This window comes from Mucilaginibacter sp. P4_E8 (genome assembly GCF_056401495.1).
On the sequence record NZ_JBFUJG010000056.1, the window covers coordinates 16,085 to 34,624 of the forward strand.

An 18,540-nucleotide genomic window follows, 5' to 3' on the forward strand; every position below is an offset into this window, starting at 1 on the left:
GCTGACATCAAATGTATAATTTAGTAAAATTATCAATACTTTCCTGCCTGTAACTTGCTATCGGTTAAGGCATATTTTCTGCTTACTTTGTCAAGCACCACATAAATTGAGTCCTTTCGCTCATTGATGCCTTTTAAAATAACATGGTTACCATCAGTGGTACTATAGCTCAAAATCATCCGGTTACGCTTGCGTTTGTCTTTCTGTTCATCGGCAATGCCTTTGGTACGGCGCGATGAAAGGGCAATCTGATCAATGGCTGTGTTTTCATCCCTGATGTTGGCACGGGCTTCTTTGGGTATCCAATCTTTTTTATCTCCCTTGCCCTTTTTGTTTTTAGCTTCCTGGTTGCCTCCCTTGCCTTTATCTCTATTACGCCTGTTTGAGGCAACAAACTTATCTTCCAGGTAAAGCACATTGTTCACCGTATCGGCCTGGTAATAAAAAACCCGCTGACCACCACCTACCCCGGTAAGCTCAAATGTACGGTTGATATCGCGCATGGGCGAACCGCCGCCATTGGAAAGGTCAAGTGGCACGGGCCTGTTCACTTTAAAGGTAAGGGTCGACCATTTTTCAAATGTCGCCTCGCTCCACCTAACAGAATCAATTGGTGAAAAAGGTATTTCTTTATTGTTGATACGGAATGTGGTTACATTATAATTACCTCTTAGCTGTTTTACCTCGGTGGTGGCAGGCTGCTTATAGGGGTCATACCTGAAGTTGATGTACTGGATATAAAACAGTACTACCAAAAATATCCAGATAGTGGCCACCTTTAAAACAATACGGGTGTACTTTAACCATTTTTGAGAGAACGACGGATAAAAGTTAGCTGGGACGGTATAACGCTCCAATATCAGCAGGTTGTACAGTTTAGGCACATCGTAAATAATTAAAAATGCCGCGAACAGTACAAAGTAGGATGCATAGATGTGCACCCCGCCATCGTAAGAAAAATTAACAAAGGTAATATCGCCCAAAGCTCCGAACAGTAGTATAGCCCCTAATAAAGTAGTGCGCCTGAAAAACAATAAAGCTCCTGCTGCTACTTCCACAATACCGGCAAATACCTGGTACCAGGGCACAATACCTACCGATAACCAATAAATTTTTTGAGCGGTGAGGTCGCCAAAATTGGTATTTAACAGACCAAGTGAAGGATATGGCAATTGCACAGGGAACAGCTTTGTAAAACCAAACCCGATGATACCTATCCCTGCACGGTATCTCACAATTACCCTTAGCCAATAGTACAGGGTATCGTAATTTTTAGTTTTACCCCGGTCAATGGCAGTCCATATTAAACCACCAACAATGCTTATTGCCAATACAGCTAACCAATCGGCATAGCCCATTAAATTATAGGATTGTGTTTGGAAACGGACCAACGATGGCTGGAAACGGGCAATATCATACAGGTCGCGGTAATGTAAGTGAAACCAGTTGATCCCAAACAGGTTCTTATACCACTCGCCGGACATGGGGATGCTCATCCCTACAAAAAACACAAACGCCATGCGGAACAATGCTTTTTGATATGGTTTCCATGTTTTAACCGGCTGCTTATTTACAGCTGACGAAGCAGCTGTCTGATCCTGAGCGGATATCTGCTGCAGTTTTACAACGTTGGAATGAATTTCTGTTGACATGATAAATTCTTTTAAATAATGATTATCAAAGTTTAATGGCTTTGTCACGACCGCGGGCCGCTTCCTCTAACAGATACTTTTTATCGATCCTGTTTAACACGACATACACAGTATCCCGGCCTTCAACACCAGATAAAATGAGTTTTGAATTATCGGGCCTTGTGTAATGTAGCACCAGTTTATCGTTTGGATAATTATGGTTTTTATTTTGCAGGATGAGTTGCTGGTTGGCTACATCAATCTGGTAGCTGTAGTACTGGCGGCCAATGGAACCCGCTTCTTCATAACTCCTGTCGGCATCCTTATCATTGATCTCTTCGGTAACAGCAGAGTCAATCTTAACCGTTTTATTGGTACCAATGCTGAGGGTGGCCCATTTTTCAAAAACCACGTTTTTCCAGCGGCTGGTATCGGTTGCAGAATATGGCAGCGCTGTACTATTGATCTTAAACTCGCTTACATCATACAAACCATCAGCATCTTTTAAACCTGCGGTTTGCGGGTACTGGTAAACATCATGATGATAAGCCGACCATGTTTTATAGCCGTATAAAAACACAAAGAAGAAAATAAACACTGTTTTTAAAACCAATCTGGCACTTTGGCCTTTTTGCGAAAGTGATATTTTAAAGCGGTTAGGCTGTACCGGTCTTTCCAATCCTATCAGTACAAAAAGACGTACAACATCAAACGTTAATAAAAATAAAGCCAGCGTTATCAGGTATAAACTGTAGGTAGCTTCGCCGCCATCATAAGCCAGGTTCGACATGAAAACGTTACCTGTGAACACCACCACCATCAATGCGCCAATGGTTGAGGTTTTGCGGAAAAGCAACAGTGAGCCTGCCAGTATCTCGACCAGTCCTAAAAATGACTCATAATTAGGAACTATACCCAGGCTTAATGAAAACAGCTTCCATCGGCTAAACTCGCCATAATGGGTATTTAAATTACTCAGTGAAGGGTACGGTGATTGCAGCGGAAAAAACTTAATAAACCCATAAGCTATAATTCCTATTGCCAGCCGGTACCGTACAATAACCCTGATCCAGTAATAAAACTTGTTATAATCTTTTGTATTCTTATCCCGGTAAGTCCAGACTGCTGCACCAACAATAGCTATACCTAACATAACTAACCAATCAGCGTAGGTATTTAGACCCCATCCCGTAGATGTTCTATCAGAGAAAATCTGGGGCGTATAACGGCTGACGTAAAATATATCACTAAACCGCAGGTGCAGCCAGTTTATGGAAAACAAGTTGCGGTAAAATTTCCAGTCGAGCGGTACAGCCTGAATGAAGAAATAAATAGAGAAGATGCGAAAAGCCCACTTTTCATATCCTTTCCATTCATCATTTGATAATGCTCCTTTTAATGCATTCATTGTTTTAATTTTTGTTTACTATGGTGTTATTGACGCCAGGGGCAGGTTCGAACTGCCGTAAAGAGTTTTGCAGACCCTCACTTAGCCACTCAGTCACCTGGCTTTTTTTGTCCTTTAATATTAATTACTTGCAGTTTTTGTTGATGCTTTTGGTATCAGTGCTTTCCTGTTAATCAGATCAAATTTTTCGCCTTTTTTGAGGTAGTAAAACGGCCCGTTATTACCTGAATCACCAGCCGGATTTTTAGTGGTTCCGGCAAAATTATTGGCATCATAAATAGCCACATACGATACGCCCAGCACTTCAAAAGTATTCTGGTGAACAACAATGGCTGTGCTTTCATCAATACCTATCCCCAGCAGATCGGGGCGGGTTTTGATAAAGCTGAGCAAATCGAACTGGCGGTTACGTTTTAAAATATGCTGGTCAATAGCTACATTATGTATAAAATCAAGCCCTTTAACATGGTCGCCTACCAGTACGGTATTGCCTTTGGTATCACCACGGAACAGGTATGATCCCTGTATGGTAGCACCAGCCGATGTGCCGCCAATTACGCCGCCACGATCAAGCAGTGCCTTAAATTCCTTTTGGGTAAGTGTGCCCAGATAAGCGTCGGCAATTTTCCATTGACGGCCGCCTTCAAACCAAATACCTGTTGCCTGGCGTATTGGCTCTACAAATTTTTCGGTATTGGCTACTTTAGGATCGCGGGTATGTAGGGTGGTAACACTTTTAACACCCAATTCCTGCAGTTTTTTAATGGTCTTATCATTCTTTACAATGGTCGAATCATCGCCTGCCGTAGGTACGTAAATAATATTGGCATTGGCGCCACCGGCCAATTCAACAAATCGGGCCCAAATTTCTGGACCAACATTGCCGCCGCCAACAATCACTAAAGAACCTTTTTCGGGCCCTACGGGATTTGCCGGATTCTGGGCGAATACATTTGCGGAGCTTAATACAAACAGGGCTAAAAATAAATTAATGATCTTTTTCATATCGTTATGGTTTAAGGATTAATATCCGGGGTTGGGTGTCAGATCAGGATCGGCCAGCAGTTCACTTGCTGGTATCGGGAACAGATATTTGTTTGAATCGGTAATACCTAATACAGCAGCTACCCTATTGGTACGCACCAGGTTAAACCATCGATCGGTTTCAAACGGAAACTCTATCCTTCTTTCGGCTTCAAGGGCCAGCAGTATATCACTTTGGGTTGAAGCGGTGGATGCTGCAACGCCAGAGCGGTCGCGCACGGCGTTCAGATCTTGCAATGCGCCGCTTAAATTATTCTGCTGTGCACGGGCTTCGGCCCTGATAAGATATACTTCGGCCACGCGAATAATATAAGCCGGATCGGTACCTATTGGGTTACGGTAATATAATTTACCATACCATAAATTTCCGGGGGGAGCTGTTTGTCCTATCAGCGCGCTTCTTCCCCCACCAACTGTAGGGTCATTGAGCAGGAATACCAGCGTACTTGATGGCGCCCACTCCCTCCTGCCGCCTAATGCAGGTGGCAGAAACCATACACTATGCCCGTTTTTGAACGAAGTACTATAAGCAATCTCAAATACCGACTCTGATGTAGCTACTGCATTATTAGCAAAAAAAGCACTGTACGGTTTAAGCAGGCTATAGTTAGCGTTATCGCTGATGATCTTGGTGGCATATTGCTCGGCCAGGTCCCATTGTTTATTGTACAGGTAAAACCTTGCCTTGAGCGCCCAAACTGTTTTTTGGGTAAACCGGTTACGGTTGGTGGTTGCTGGCAGCAGAGGCTCGGCAGCATTCAGGTCTTTTAAAACCTGGGCGTAGGTATCAGCCAGGCTGCTGCGTTTAATACCGGCATGGTCTGATGTAGTATGCGTCGGCGTCAATATCAGCTGTACGCCACCCCAGCCACGGGCCAAATCAAAATATGATAAAGCCCTTATGGCATAAGCTTCGCCCAAATACTGATTTTTAGTAGTAGTTGTCAATAAGGGGTCTGTTACTTTAGGAACTGACTCCAGGATGTAATTGGCCGATAAAATAGTTTTATAAATAGCACCCCATGCCGAGCTGATATAGCTGTTAAAAGCAGTTGTTTTGTGGGCGGATATCTCCTGCGGAGCTGCTTGTGAGCCTGTCCAAACCACATCGCTGCCGTACAGGTATGATATAGCGGGAAAGTTTGAACCATAGTAATTATCGGTACCAAGAGTATTGTACAAACCGTTAACAGCAGTAGTGGCACTACCCGCATTGGTAATAGCCAACGACTCATCAACCTGTTGTTGTGGCTGCACATCCAAAAACTTTTTGCAGGATGACAGGATGATAAAAAATGGAAGTATATATAGTAGTCTTTTCATGTCAGTTGATTAATTAAAAGGTGATGTTAGCGCCAACCTGCAGTGTACGTGGTATTGGAGGCGTACCCAAATCATAGCCTTGTACATTAGGATCGGCTGTTACGTTGATCTCCGGATCGGGTCCTTTATACCGGGTTAGCAACCACAGGTTTGATCCGCTGAAGTAAATGCGTACCGACGCTGCTTTAATTTTTTCGGCTACCGTTTTTGGCAATGTATAGCCCAGATTAACATTACTTAACCTTAAGAATGAACCATCTTCAATAAAGCGGCTTACAGGGCTTAGCGTATAGTTTGATCCCAGCGCGGTTAAACGAGGTACATCGGTAATATCACCTGGTTTTTGCCAACGTTTTAACTGATAGGTATCCATGGCCCGGCGGTCGTCGCGGGTACCGCCACCTTCTAAAAAGTAAGCGTTGTTGTTGTAAACTTTGTTACCGGTTTCGAAATTGAAAAATATGCTCAGGTCAAAACCTTTGTAAGTAAAAGTGTTATTTAACCCTCCAAAAAACTTGGGCAGACCGCTTCCATCAAACACCTTATCGGCAGCCGTTACGGTTGGCCCGCTGGTACCATCAGCATGCTGGTAAATAGCGTTACCGGTTTGTGGGTCAACATACAGCTGTTTGTACACATAAAATGAGTTCATGGAATAACCCTGCTGCATCCTGATAGCAGCATATGAAGCATCTATAGGTATTGGCAGTTTCTCAATTTTATTAGCGTTGTGTGATATGTTAAAGCTTGTTTGCCAGGTAAAATCTTTGCTTTTGATGTTGGTGCTGTTAATAGCCAGCTCAAAACCTTTATTGCTCATTTCACCCGCGTTTTTGGTGATTGAAGCAAAGCCGGAACTTAGGGCCAGCGGCAGGTTGAGCAGCAAGCCTGTAGTGTACTTGTCATACACATTGAACTCCAGATTCAGGCGGTTGTTAAAGAAACCGGCATCAACACCCAGGTTTATTTGCCTGGTGCTTTCCCATTTCAAATCGGGATTGGCCAGCTGGTACGGCACGGTACCTGGATTATCCTGATAATTGGCACCAGCCTGCCATAAGCCACGTGAGGCAAAATTGCTGATGCCATTTTGATTACCGGTTAAACCAATACTGCCACGTATCTTAAGATTGCTTAAAAAGGTTACATTCTTCAGGAAATCTTCTTCCTTAGCTTGCCAGGCCACACCCGCCGATGGAAAGTATCCCCAGCGGTGATCTTTACCGAATTTTGAAGAAGCATCGGCACGGAAATTACCTTCTATAAAATACTTACCCGCATAATTGTAAGTAACCCTTGAAAAAAATGATGACAGGTTATACTTGTTCTCAGTAGATGAAGAGGTGGTTGTAGCCGCCGAGGCTATTTGCTGAAAGGCATCATTAGGAAAATTGGTGCCCTGCGCAAAGGTCTGGGAGTTTACATTGCCTTGTAAGGTATTACCCACCAATGCGCTAAAGGAATGTTTGTTGGCAAAAACTTTGTTATAAGTAAGAGTTTGTTCATTTGTCCAGATAGAGTTGGTGCTGATGCTTGATGTGCCCAGGTTATGGTTGGCAGCGCCCAGGTTGGTTAAACTGTTCCAGTACTGGTATTCGTTATAGGTATTATAATCAACGCTCCAGCTGGTACGGAATTTCAGATCAGGTGTAATATTGGCATCGGCGTAGATATTACTGATCAGGCGGTTGCTTTTTGAATGCATATTGGTATTATTGATCAGTACATCCAGGTTGTCAAAACCAGCCCATTTAGCCGGACTGCCATCGGCATTTACTTTGGGCAGATAGGTTGGTGTGTGCAATGCGGCCTGTAAAATACCACCCTGCGGACCGTCGCCCACGCGGGCATTGGTTCTATACGTTTGCGAAAGCAGGGTGCTGGTACCAATGCTGAACACATTGCTTATTTTTTGATCAAGGTTAAACTTGAAACTGCCGCGATTAAAATCGTTGGTTTTCAGATCGGCCTGCTGGCTGTTATAACCACCGCCCACATAATATCTTGTTTTATCATTACCACCTGAAACAGAGGCGTCATAGTTTTGAATAAAACCGGTACGGAACACATCATGTAAACGATCATAAGTTGGTTGATCCTGAGGCAACCCACGAGGTGCCGGTAAACCCGTGGGGTTATCGGTTAATGCTCTGAACGGAAGATTTTTATAAGTAGCCGCGGCAGCCGTATTTCCTGTAGCTATAGCATCAGCTTCAGTATTGCTATATAATTCATTAACCAGTTCCGCATGTTCGGGTCCGGTAACCAGGTCCCATAATTTGGGGGCTTGGGCAAAACCAAAGTAGGTATTTAAACTCACTTTGGGGGCCGTATTATATTTACCGCGCTTGGTAGTGATCAGTACAACGCCATTAGCAGCACGTGCACCGTAAATAGCCGTAGCGTCGGCATCTTTTAAGATACTGATGCTTTCAATATCAGCCGGGTTAATGTCAGATAAGGGATTATTAGCCTGCCCCTGCGTAGTGATCTTCTGTAACGACTGGCTGTTAACAAACACCCCGTCAATTACATACAAAGGGTCATTACCCGCATTAATAGATGTGCTACCGCGGATACGGAAAAACAATCCATCGCCGGGTATACCTGTACCGGCAGATACCTGTACGCCTGCAGCCTTACCCTGCAATTGCTGGTCAAAACTGGCTACCGGTTTATTACGCACTTCATCGGCATTAATAGTTGATACTGAACCGGTGAGCGACTTACGGCTTTGTGTACCATAGCCTACCACCACCACATCATTTAATGCACGTACCGATTGCTTTAAAAGTATAGTAACAGGGCTACCATTAGCGGTAACTTCCTGTTTATCATACCCTATATAGGTAATTACCAACGTATAAGGAAATTTTTGGCCGGTAACAAATGAGAATTTACCATCCTTATCAGTTGCTACAGAGTGTGTAGTCCCTAAGATCAATACGGCCGCTCCGGGTAAAGGCTCCTGGGTAACAGCATCAAGTACAGTACCGTTAAGATGTGAGTTAATTGTTGGAGGTTGTTCTGTTTGCGCGCTTGATATTATAGGGATGGATAAAAGTAAGAGCAGCGTTATAAGCTTTTTGTAAAATGATTTAGCATGGATATATATTTCCATATATTTAACAGGTTTTATTTAATAATTTATTGTTAGTAAAACTTGATGGAAGGTCAGTGAGTGATTGGCGTTACGTAGCTGATCTTTCCTGTAATTTGACCGGCGAGGCTTCCTTGCCGGTCTTTTTTTATAATGTATTTATGATCTCATCCAGGGGAATTTTTTAAATAGTAATACCGTTAAAAGCCTGAGCTTTTTTAATTTTTAAAGCCTGCATAATTAAATAGTGGCTTGCTTTATCTGGAAAACTAATATTTGAAAAAGTGATTTACAGACAACAACAGCACATCACAAATACTACAGGAACATTTTCCATTGTCCTGCTATTTACATAGGCTATATGTCTGTTTGAGGAAGTTTTCATTACTTCATGTTTTTATTTTTGACGGGACAAACATAAAAATAATAATAAAGACTACAAACACTATAGACAATATATATTATTATGTATAAAGTTTGTTACACTGTGGAGCTTTATTACCTCTATCCTGCTCCAACACGATGAAGGAAAATTATACTGATAAAAAATGTTTGACATTTACATGTTTAAACATATAAGCTAATCGTCTATTTTTACTCCATTAAATTAACAGCCACTACTTTTTTATTTTTTGAACTATGGAGATCGGAATTGACAGTTTTGCTGCAACGGGTAACCTTGAAAGCGCGTTGGATGCGCAGGGCAACATGCGGGCCATGGAGGATTTGCTGGCCAGAATTGAGTTGGCTGACCAGGTTGGACTTGACGTGTTTGGTATTGGTGAGCATCACCGGAAAGAGTTTTTAGACTCCGCTACAGCGGTGATCCTTGCAGCGGCGGCGGCCCGCACAAAGCGTATCCGGCTGACCAGTGCGGTATCAGTGCTGAGCGCCGCCGATCCGGTAAGGCTGTTTCAAAATTTTGCGACGCTGGATATCATTTCCAAAGGACGTGCCGAAATGGTAGTTGGCCGTGGTTCTTCTGTTGAAGCCTTCCCGCTTTTTGGTTTTAACCTGCAGGAATATGATCCTTTATTTGAAGAGAAAATTAACCTGTTACTAAAGATCAGGGATAATGAAGTGGTGAACTGGTCGGGGCGTTTCAGAGCGCCATTGAACAACCAGGCTATTTACCCTCGGCCCGTTCAGGAGAAAATACCGGTATGGCTGGGTGTGGGCGGCACACCAGCTTCCTTTGTGCGTGCAGGTTCAATGGGCCTGCCACTGATGGTAGCTATCATTGGAGGTGACACGGAGCGTTTTCGGCCATTGGTTGACCTATACCGGAAGGCAGGCCGTGATGCAGGTTTTGCCCCGGAGGATTTAAGAGTAGGCCTCCACTCACTGGGATACGTTGGTGAAACACCGGAAGATGCCGTGGAAGATTATTACCCTGGATACGCGGCAACTTTTACCAAGTTTGGGAGAGAGCGTGGCTGGCCGCCGGTTACCCGTGCAGGTTTCGACGCGCAGATTGGGCCTAAGGGCGCACTGCTTATCGGAACACCTGAGGTGGTGGCCGAGAAGATCCTGCGCCATAGTGAAGCACTGGGTGGCATATCAAGGGTCACTTTTCAGATGGATAATGCAGGACTTTCGCACGAACAATTATTAAAATCCATCGAACTAATTGGACAAAAGGTTAAACCACTGTTGAATTAACGCAAACGGTTTGATGGTCGGTTCATGATGAAAGCACAAAGCAATAAATCGAAACTTGCCAAATAATACAATTCTATATTAATCCCTCCTATCCATATTAAAAACAAACCCGCTTTGTTTTCACAAAGCGGGTTTGAAAAAATTAAATGATCAGATCATCAGAAACTTATCTCCGAAAGTACAGGAAAATGATCAGACGGATATTTACCGTGATAGCTGTCGGTCAATATACCCCAGCGTTTTACTACAAAACTTCCGGTAGTGAAAATATGATCAATGATCTCATTTCCCGGAACAGATCTTTTAAAACCATTGAATGAGGCGTTATTGGCATATGGATGTGCTGTTTTACTATAAGTATCAACCATTAGCCCCGAAGTAGCTACACGCTGATACCAGCTGCTTTCATGCGATCCATTAAGGTCGCCGGTAAGTATCACAGGTTCTTTACCTGCAATGGTTTTGATCTTTTCCAAAATCAGCTTACTGCTTTCCTCACGGGCCACTTTTCCCTGATGGTCATAATGGGCGTTAAAAAAGTAAAACTTCTTTTTGGATTGTTTATCCTGCAGGTACACCCATGAGCATATACGGTTGCAGCAGGTGGCATCCCAGCCCAGTGAGGGTTTCTCAGGTGTTTGTGAAAGCCAGAAATCACCTTTATTCAATAGCCTAAACCTGTCTTTTTTAAAGAAGATGGCCGAATGCTCGCCGGCATCTTTACCATCATCGCGGCCCAATCCGTAACGTTCATATTGAGGCAGGGCAGCATTGATATCCTGCAACTGGTTTAGTAAACCTTCCTGGGTGCCAAAAATATCAAAGTCATGAAATTGTATCAGCGAGGCTACAATAGGTGCACGGTTAACCCACATATTACCGGTATCGCGCGGATTGGCATAACGCAGGTTATATGTACCCACAATAAGGTTTTGGGCCTGGGCATAAAAGGAAAGCATTATACCTAATGCCACCAGTATGATATGTTTTGTTTTCATTTTTTAATTGTTGCGCTTGTTATTATTTACCAACCTGGATTTTGTCCTAATTTGGGATTAAGTAATCTGTCGGTTTCCGGTATTGGATACAGGTAAAACTTATCATCCCATTTTTTGGGTACAGTGGTTAACCAGGTTAATTCACCAAATGTATTGTTAGCCAGTCTTTGCGGATTAGGTGTGCCCCCGCTTAAGGTTTCTGCCACGTTTACGTAAGTTACGCCTTTTATCGGATTAGCCGGCATTACTTTATAAAAGCAAACATCCAGCACGCCATCTTCATTCAGATCCATCGGTACATCAAGTGCCGGAACGTAAAAACCATTCCACACCTGATCCATAAGCGGGCCGCGTTTCCAGCGTACTAAATCATAAAATCTAAATCCTTCAAATGCCAGTTCAATTCCCCGCTCTCTTCTGATCTCCAGAATAGCCGGATCAGAAATAGCCGGAAAATAATTGGTTTGCAAATAAGGGTCAACGACAACCGGCTTGGCGGCTGTATTACCGGTAATACCAGCCCTCCTGCGTATGGCACCAATGGTTGAATTCCAATCGCCATCTGTAAGGGTGCCCAGTTCGGCCTTAGCTTCAGCATAATTTAACAAAATCTCTGCATATCTTATTAGAGACATAGAGTTAGTGTTTTTGGTTCCTCCATCTAAAGATACATCATCCAATGTCCATTTAATAGGCTGATAACCGGTATACGTGTATGAGAATACAGGAGGAGCGGCTTCTGGTGTGCCACCATTAATACGTTTATAACTTCCCATCCTGATGGTTTGTTGCAACCTCATATCCCTGCCTTTTACTTCCTGAGCAAACGGAATGGTTTGATAACCTGCTTTGCCGGTAAACGGCGTTCCGTCGATATTCAGATAGGTATTTACAAATGTACGGGTTAAACTTACCCTGTCACCATAAGTGGCGCTCGTCCAGTACCAGTTGGCATCATTAAACACGGCCAGCGCAGGATCAACAACAGAGGCAAGTATAATCTCTGTGGCCACGGGCTGTTGCGAGGTAAATAATTGACGATAAGCTTTATCTGCTCCGCCTGCGGTATTCAGGTTGAATCCACCTTCGCTCATTACCTTTTGAGCTGCATCCGCAGCCTGGGTAAGCAAAGCATTGGCTGATCCCTGCAATTTGTATTCATCGTGATATTTTCTGAACGTACCTTCAAATAAACACACTCTTGATTTAAAGGCGTACGCTACATATTTAGTGATCAAACTGCGTGTGTTATCGCTTGTAATAATATATTTGCTGGCATAGTCCAGATCAGCAATAACAGAATCTATGACCAATGTCCTGGAATCTCGGCCGTCGAATAAAGACGGATCATCAACAGCCATAGGCTTATTGATCCATGGCACATCGCCAAAACGTTTTACCTTTTCATAATAAAACCAGGCTCTGAAGAAACGGGCAACACCAATATAATGCTGGCGCTGAGCAAGTGAAATAGCTGGATTGGTGCAGTTTTGTATAAAGTAATTGATATTACGCAGATCTGTCCAGCCCCAGCCGGAACTTTGCCTGGCATCAAAAACCCCTGGTCTTAAAAAATCCGGATAGGAAGTCCTTGCCGAGTAATCAGCCATCGCATCACCACGGTGTACGGAATTGGCATCAGGTAAAATGTTGTAAAAAGAGTTAGCATACAGATCCAACCCGTTCACACTGCTAAAAACAGCATCTTTGGTGGCTGTGTCACGCGGAACCTGATCAAGTTTTTTACAGCCGGCTATTATACAGCCTAACAAACAGATCCCTAAATAAATTCTGATTGATCTTATACCTTGAGTAAACATATTTAATGATTTAAGATATTCCATGATTTGACAGTTAGAAAGTTGCGGATACACCAATGGTTACACTTTTAAGTATGGGGTAATTATTGCCATTACCACTGGTTCCATCTGTTAGCACACGATCCGAGCCATTAATACTCTCCGGATCAATATCTTTGGTGATCTTGTACAATGGCGACCATGTCCATAAATTCTCGCCGGAAACAAATACCCTGGCATCGCCGAGCTTGATCTTCCGGATAAGGCTTAATGGCAGGTGGTAGCCTAACTGGATATTTTTCATCCTTACATAAGCGGCGTTTTGCAAATATTTAGTTTGGTTTTGTGCCAGCTCATTTGATCCATTTTGAGCAGAGTAACCACGATATCGTGGGAAGTAAGCATTTGGATTGCTCTCTGACCAGATCTTATCCAATTGCGATACCGGAACTTTATTGTAAGGGCGATTATACTGTCCCCAGAAATAATCGGCCTCAGGACCGGGGTACCAATCACGTTTACCTACCCCCTGGAAAAAGGCCGAGAAGAAGAAACTATTCCAGTCGGCATCCATACCAAAGCCAAAGGTATATCGTGGTGTAGTATTACCAATAACCTTTTTGTCACCCGGTTTATTAACGGTTTGATCGCCGTAATCAATTACGCCGTCACCGTTCAGGTCTTTAAATTTAATATCACCGGGTAACAGCTGGCTGGCACCCGAGGCTTTAATCAACGTTTGTTTGGGTGAATTGGCTATATCCGCAGCCGAGGTGAAATAACCAGCGGTTTCAAAACCCCATATCTCACCTACTTTTTGGCCCACATAGTAGTCGCTCAGGTTTTTATTTGGATTATTATATTTGGTAATGGTGGCCTGATAATCTGCCAAAGTGGCCCTAAAGCCATAGTTGAACGGTTTAGCACCCAGATCAAATTTATCACGCCAGGCAACGGTTACCTCCCAGCCTTTTGTTTTCAGATCAGCATAGTTACCCTTTGGAACACCGGTACCAAATACGGCAGGAAGGGTATTCCCTACGGTAAACATATCTTTGGTTTTACGGATATAAGCATCGCCAGTGATGGTTAAACGATCAGACAATAATCCCAGATCAACACCCAGGTTTTGGACATTAGAGGTTTCCCAGGTTAATCCATCAGGTAATACACCAGGCTGACTGGTAGCCTGAGGTCGAACTCCGTTTAACACCCTGCCTGATTGGGAGATATTGAATTTTTCCTGGAAGGCATAAGAACCGATGCTTCCGTTACCTAACGATCCATACGATCCTCTGATCTTTAAGTTAGATATAATATCTTTTGACATTGTCCAGAAAGGCTCATTGGTAACCCGCCAGCCAGCAGATACAGATGGAAAAAATGCATAACGCTGGTTTGACGGAAATTTAGAAGAACCATCATAGCGGCCATCAGCCTCCAGTAAATACCTCTCTTTATAGGAATAATTTAAGCGATAAAAACCGCCCATAACTGCCCATCTATCCCAGCCACCACTGGTGGTGATAGATTGACCAAGCGCCAGGTTAATATCAGTAGCATCCGGAAAAATAAGCCCGTTACGTACAACATCCAGGCGTTTAAAGGTTGATTGCTCAAAGTTAAAACCGGCCAAAGCTTTAAAATAATGATCTTTGCTCCATTTTGGTTCATATTCGCCGTACACGTTGGTGGCAATGTATTGTGTACGCTGGTTCAGGTTCTCCAGGTCATTAGTGTTGCTACCCACATATTCAATTACACCCGGCTTACGGCTGTAAGGAACAGGAACACGTTTGCGATCCTGGTTATTATCAGTATTTTGGAAGGTGAAATCACCCTTAACTCTGAAGGAATCATCAAAGAATGAGCTGTTAAAACCGGCCGTATTGCGAAATACCCGGTTATCGAAATTAATACCGTTTTTACCATAAACAAAATCGCCCACGGTATAAGCGGCAGAGTAAGTTAAAGTACCATCGGGATTAAACATTGGCGCCACAGTATGGCCCTCATCTGCCAGGTTTCTCCATATACTACCGCCTTCGCCCACGTTAAGTGGGTTATGATATTTCATATTTGAATAGTCGGCATTGTTATAAATACGCAGCCATGGGAACACCTGTAATGACCCTTTGGCTCTTAAATTATAAATGCTGTAATTGTCAGAGTTGTAACGAAACAAACCATCCTGCGCAAAGTACCGGCCAGTGATCAGGAAATCGGCTTTACCGCTGTTGCCGGATATGGCCAGATTATGCTCCCTGGAGGCGTTATGATCTTTATATAGCTCCTTATACCAGTCGGTATTAGCATAATAAACATATTCGCCAAGCCCATTAACTTCTACCTTAGGCAAACTCGGATCGCCATCCCTGCGCTTTAACTCTTCCAGATACTCGGGTGAGAACTTTACTGTTTTATTGATATTTTGCGGGGTCTGCGAATAGTTATTGGCCGCTGTCCATGCCTCATTAAACATTTTAGCAAAAGTGTAACCATTGGTTACCAGTTGTGGAACCGTGGTTGGGCTTTTGAACGACTGGTTGAAAGAATAGGTGATACTTGTTTTCTCTTTAGCCGGACTTTTGGTTGTGACCAATATAACACCAAAAGCTGCCCTTGCACCGTAAATAGCTGATGATGAGGCATCCTTTAACACCGATACACTGGCTACATCGCTCGGATTGATGCGGCTTGGATCGCCCTCCACTCCGTCAATAAGCACCAGGGCATTACCTCCCTGACCAATAGAGGTTGTTCCGCGTACGTTAAAGCTTGGCGATTGTATCGGTTTGCCATCCAAAGGCACCAGGTTAAGGTTGGGTATTACACCCTGTAGGCCTTGGGTAAGGTTAGGCAACGAACGGTTTTCCAGAACCTTTGAAGTAACCTGATCAACAGCGCCGGTGAGGTTTTCTTTTTTCTGGGTACCATATCCCACTACCACCACCTCATTTAAACTGCCTGATTCGGCAACCAATGTTATGTTTCCCAATACGGTAGTTTCACCAGCAGTAATTTTAACGCCGGGTACACGATATGTTTGGTACGAAATAAAGCTTACTAACAATGTGTAAACACCCGGATCGGCATCTATTGTAAAAGAGCCATCAGTGTTGGTTTGTATGGCTTTGTTCAGTTCATTTAACCTTACAGTTGCTCCTGGCAACGGCTCTCCTTTTTCATCAACAACCCGGCCTGATACCTTGCCATAAGCGGCTTTAGCCGAGCCTGATTTTTTATAAAGTATGATTGTGCCTTTTATCTCTTCCCTAAAAGCGATACCGGTGTTTTGTAATAAAGATCTTAAAACAACATCCAGACGCTCATTGGTAAAACTCCCTTCTTTTACCAGAAGTTTATGTAAACCCAACAAGTCGGGATCGTACGCGAACTCCACTTTACTTTGCTGTTCAATTTTCCTGACAGCATGCGTTAAAGTTTCATTTTTAAAGGCCACGCTAATGCGTGTTTCAAATACGCCACCAATGGTGTCGGCCATCAATTGCCCGATATTTGCCAAAAGCAGGCAGAAAACAATAATAGAAGTACGCGTAGCTTTATTCAAGCGGCGTGATATTTTTTTCATATTTTTGAATACTTAGTGAAATTGATAATGATAAACTAAGGCAACAGCTGCTAAGGGTCCAACTTAACACAGCTATTGTATGGAGGCCGGATCTGCTGCAGACCGGCTTTTTTATTGTTATTGTTTAGTAAATAGTTATTTCATTATTTTTCCTCCTTTTGTAAGTGTTTTGATGGATAGAACAGATGATCTTCATCGTTTCATCAAGAGTGTGGGTGGTATTAATATGTAAATTGTATTTGTAATGCGCTATGGCTTTATTTTGACCAATCAGGCGAACGTCATAAACGTTTTTGATAACCAACGCAAGCTCATCAAAAGAGGCCTGATTCAAAATGGACTGCCCCCCTGTCCAGGAGTGGGCTTGTAAAGCATCGGCTTTGTTAATCTGATATCTTCCGTTCTGGATAGCATAACTAATTTGCAGACTTGGAGTTATAATACCCAATACTTTAGCCGGTGTGCTTACCTGTACACGCCCGGTTGCAACAGTTACGGTAGCTTTATGCAGTGTTTTATAGGAGTTAATATTGAACGAGGTACCCAAAACGCGCGTATGAACMGATTTGGTGAATACAACAAAGGGCCGTTTTACATTTTTTTTAACGGTAAAAAAGGCCTCCCCTTCATCCAGGTATACATTTCTTTGCACCTGTTTTTGAAAATCTTCACTGATGCGGAGATGACTATTTGCATTTATCCACACGGCAGAGCCATCGGGCAGCTCTATTTTTTTAACCTCACGTGTACCTGTATTTATGGTTAAATACTTCTCTTGCTTTTGAGCGTTTGGCTTAATTAAATACCGGTACACCCCTAAAAAAGTAGCAAGACAAAGCATAGCAGCGGTTGCATACCTAAAAACGGACTGTAATTTTATAAGTTTTKGCGATTGTTTCCAAGTGTCTTTTACCTGATCAAAAATATCGTTCTTTAACCGCTGCTCTTCCGCTGCAGACAGATCGGGCTTTTTATTTTGCTCATCAAATGACTGGTACCATACATCAATTAACTGGCGTTCCGTTTCATTTGCTTCATGATTAAGATAACGATTGATCAGATTTTTGAGCTCAAAGGGTTTCACTATTTTGTGTTATTTAACCCTATGTTGCACCAAACGGCAAATACTACTTCTATTTATAGTTAAACTTTTGTAAACTAATTGTTAAGTAAGTAAAGAAGCAGCGTAAAGCAGGCCATATGCCGGTCGGGGTATTCGGCCATTAATCTTTTTCTGAGCCGTTTAAGCGCTTCTGAAATATTATTGGAGACTGTCTGTTCGGCCAGATTCAGATCGCTGGCAATTTCTTTTACCGAACGGTTATCACTTCTTCGTAAAAAGGATTGCTGCATATTTTGAGGCATTATTAGTACTTCATCCTCAATTACCTTTTCCAGATCATGGTAAGCAGCTAACTCATCCATAGAGACAAACAGATCGCGCATCCTATCAAGAGCCCTTTCCATTATTTTTTGCTTAATGCCTTCCGAGCGATAGTGATTCAGGATCTGAAGCTTGAGCGCACCGAATAAAAACTGTTCTAAATTCGTTCGAACATCAAGTGTTTCACGCCTTTTCCAAATATCAATAAGCAGGTTTTGTACCAGATCTTTCGCAGTATCTTCTTCTCCAACCCTACTGTAAGCTATCAAATAAAGCTCTTTCCAGTATTGCTCATATAACTGATTATAGGCGTATGGTTTGCCTTGTTTAAGTAATACAACCAGATTTTCATCGTTAACTAAGGCCCTACTTGAAAACATGCCCCAAAAATAGATTTTCAAAGTAAAGAAATAGTTAAGTTTAAAAAATGGAATACTTCCAAAGCCGATTGTGCTTCGACATGATCCAGGATATGGATAAATTTTGATTAATTTATTAATTCTAAATTTGTTTTGAAGATTCGCTATGCATCTTTGGTTTTACCGTCAAACATCGAAAATATCTTTAGTATAGCAGGAACTCCCGCGGTAATGATGGTC

The 18,540-nt window shown here is 42.8% G+C and carries 11 protein-coding genes and 1 tRNA gene; 1 reads left to right on the forward strand and 11 read right to left on the reverse strand.

The window, feature by feature from the left end:
• Nucleotides 1–32: 32 nt before the first annotated feature.
• From AC1DRQ_RS18430 to AC1DRQ_RS18455, 6 genes are all read right to left on the reverse strand, one after another.
• Nucleotides 33–1,652: a hypothetical protein gene (locus AC1DRQ_RS18430; RefSeq protein ID WP_477426205.1), complete on the reverse strand. Its 1,620-nt coding sequence runs from the start codon at nucleotides 1,650–1,652 to the stop codon at nucleotides 33–35.
• A gap of 25 nt (nucleotides 1,653–1,677) precedes the next feature.
• Nucleotides 1,678–3,039 carry a DoxX family protein gene (locus AC1DRQ_RS18435; protein WP_477426207.1) on the reverse strand — a complete coding sequence of 454 codons (1,362 nt, stop codon included), beginning with the start codon at nucleotides 3,037–3,039 and terminating at the stop codon, nucleotides 1,678–1,680.
• A 32-nt stretch (nucleotides 3,040–3,071) separates the two neighbouring features.
• Nucleotides 3,072–3,142 (reverse strand) — tRNA-Cys (locus AC1DRQ_RS18440).
• A gap of 17 nt (nucleotides 3,143–3,159) precedes the next feature.
• Complete coding sequence (locus AC1DRQ_RS18445; RefSeq protein WP_477426209.1) at nucleotides 3,160–4,044, reverse strand: cyanophycinase; 885 nt, start codon at nucleotides 4,042–4,044, stop codon at nucleotides 3,160–3,162.
• A gap of 18 nt (nucleotides 4,045–4,062) precedes the next feature.
• Nucleotides 4,063–5,406 carry a RagB/SusD family nutrient uptake outer membrane protein gene (locus AC1DRQ_RS18450; protein WP_477426211.1) on the reverse strand — a complete coding sequence of 448 codons (1,344 nt, stop codon included), beginning with the start codon at nucleotides 5,404–5,406 and terminating at the stop codon, nucleotides 4,063–4,065.
• Between the two features lie 13 nt (nucleotides 5,407–5,419).
• Nucleotides 5,420–8,527 (reverse strand): SusC/RagA family TonB-linked outer membrane protein, encoded by a 3,108-nt coding sequence (locus AC1DRQ_RS18455; RefSeq protein ID WP_477426213.1) that lies wholly within the window; start codon nucleotides 8,525–8,527, stop codon nucleotides 5,420–5,422.
• Nucleotides 8,528–9,145: 618 nt separating this feature from the next.
• Between AC1DRQ_RS18455 and AC1DRQ_RS18460 the strand changes: the two genes are divergently transcribed.
• The gene (locus tag AC1DRQ_RS18460; RefSeq protein ID WP_477426215.1) at nucleotides 9,146–10,168 is read left to right on the forward strand and encodes an LLM class flavin-dependent oxidoreductase; all 1,023 of its coding nucleotides are present in this window, start codon (nucleotides 9,146–9,148) and stop codon (nucleotides 10,166–10,168) included.
• Between the two features lie 158 nt (nucleotides 10,169–10,326).
• Here AC1DRQ_RS18460 and AC1DRQ_RS18465 read toward each other — a convergent pair whose 3' ends face one another.
• From AC1DRQ_RS18465 to AC1DRQ_RS18485, 5 genes are all read right to left on the reverse strand, one after another.
• Nucleotides 10,327–11,166, reverse strand: a complete 840-nt coding sequence (locus AC1DRQ_RS18465) for an endonuclease/exonuclease/phosphatase family protein (protein ID WP_477426217.1) — start codon at nucleotides 11,164–11,166, stop codon at nucleotides 10,327–10,329.
• A 26-nt stretch (nucleotides 11,167–11,192) separates the two neighbouring features.
• On the reverse strand, nucleotides 11,193–13,010 hold the full coding sequence (locus AC1DRQ_RS18470; RefSeq protein WP_477426219.1) for a RagB/SusD family nutrient uptake outer membrane protein: 1,818 nt from the start codon (nucleotides 13,008–13,010) through the stop codon (nucleotides 11,193–11,195).
• Nucleotides 13,011–13,020: 10 nt separating this feature from the next.
• Nucleotides 13,021–16,557: a SusC/RagA family TonB-linked outer membrane protein gene (locus tag AC1DRQ_RS18475; RefSeq protein ID WP_477426221.1), complete on the reverse strand. Its 3,537-nt coding sequence runs from the start codon at nucleotides 16,555–16,557 to the stop codon at nucleotides 13,021–13,023.
• Nucleotides 16,558–16,681: 124 nt separating this feature from the next.
• Entirely contained in the window at nucleotides 16,682–17,641 is a 960-nt protein-coding gene (locus AC1DRQ_RS18480; RefSeq protein WP_477426223.1) for a FecR family protein, read from the reverse strand.
• 74 nt (nucleotides 17,642–17,715) lie between these two features.
• Nucleotides 17,716–18,321 (reverse strand): RNA polymerase sigma factor, encoded by a 606-nt coding sequence (locus AC1DRQ_RS18485; RefSeq protein WP_477426225.1) that lies wholly within the window; start codon nucleotides 18,319–18,321, stop codon nucleotides 17,716–17,718.
• Nucleotides 18,322–18,540: the final 219 nt, after the last annotated feature.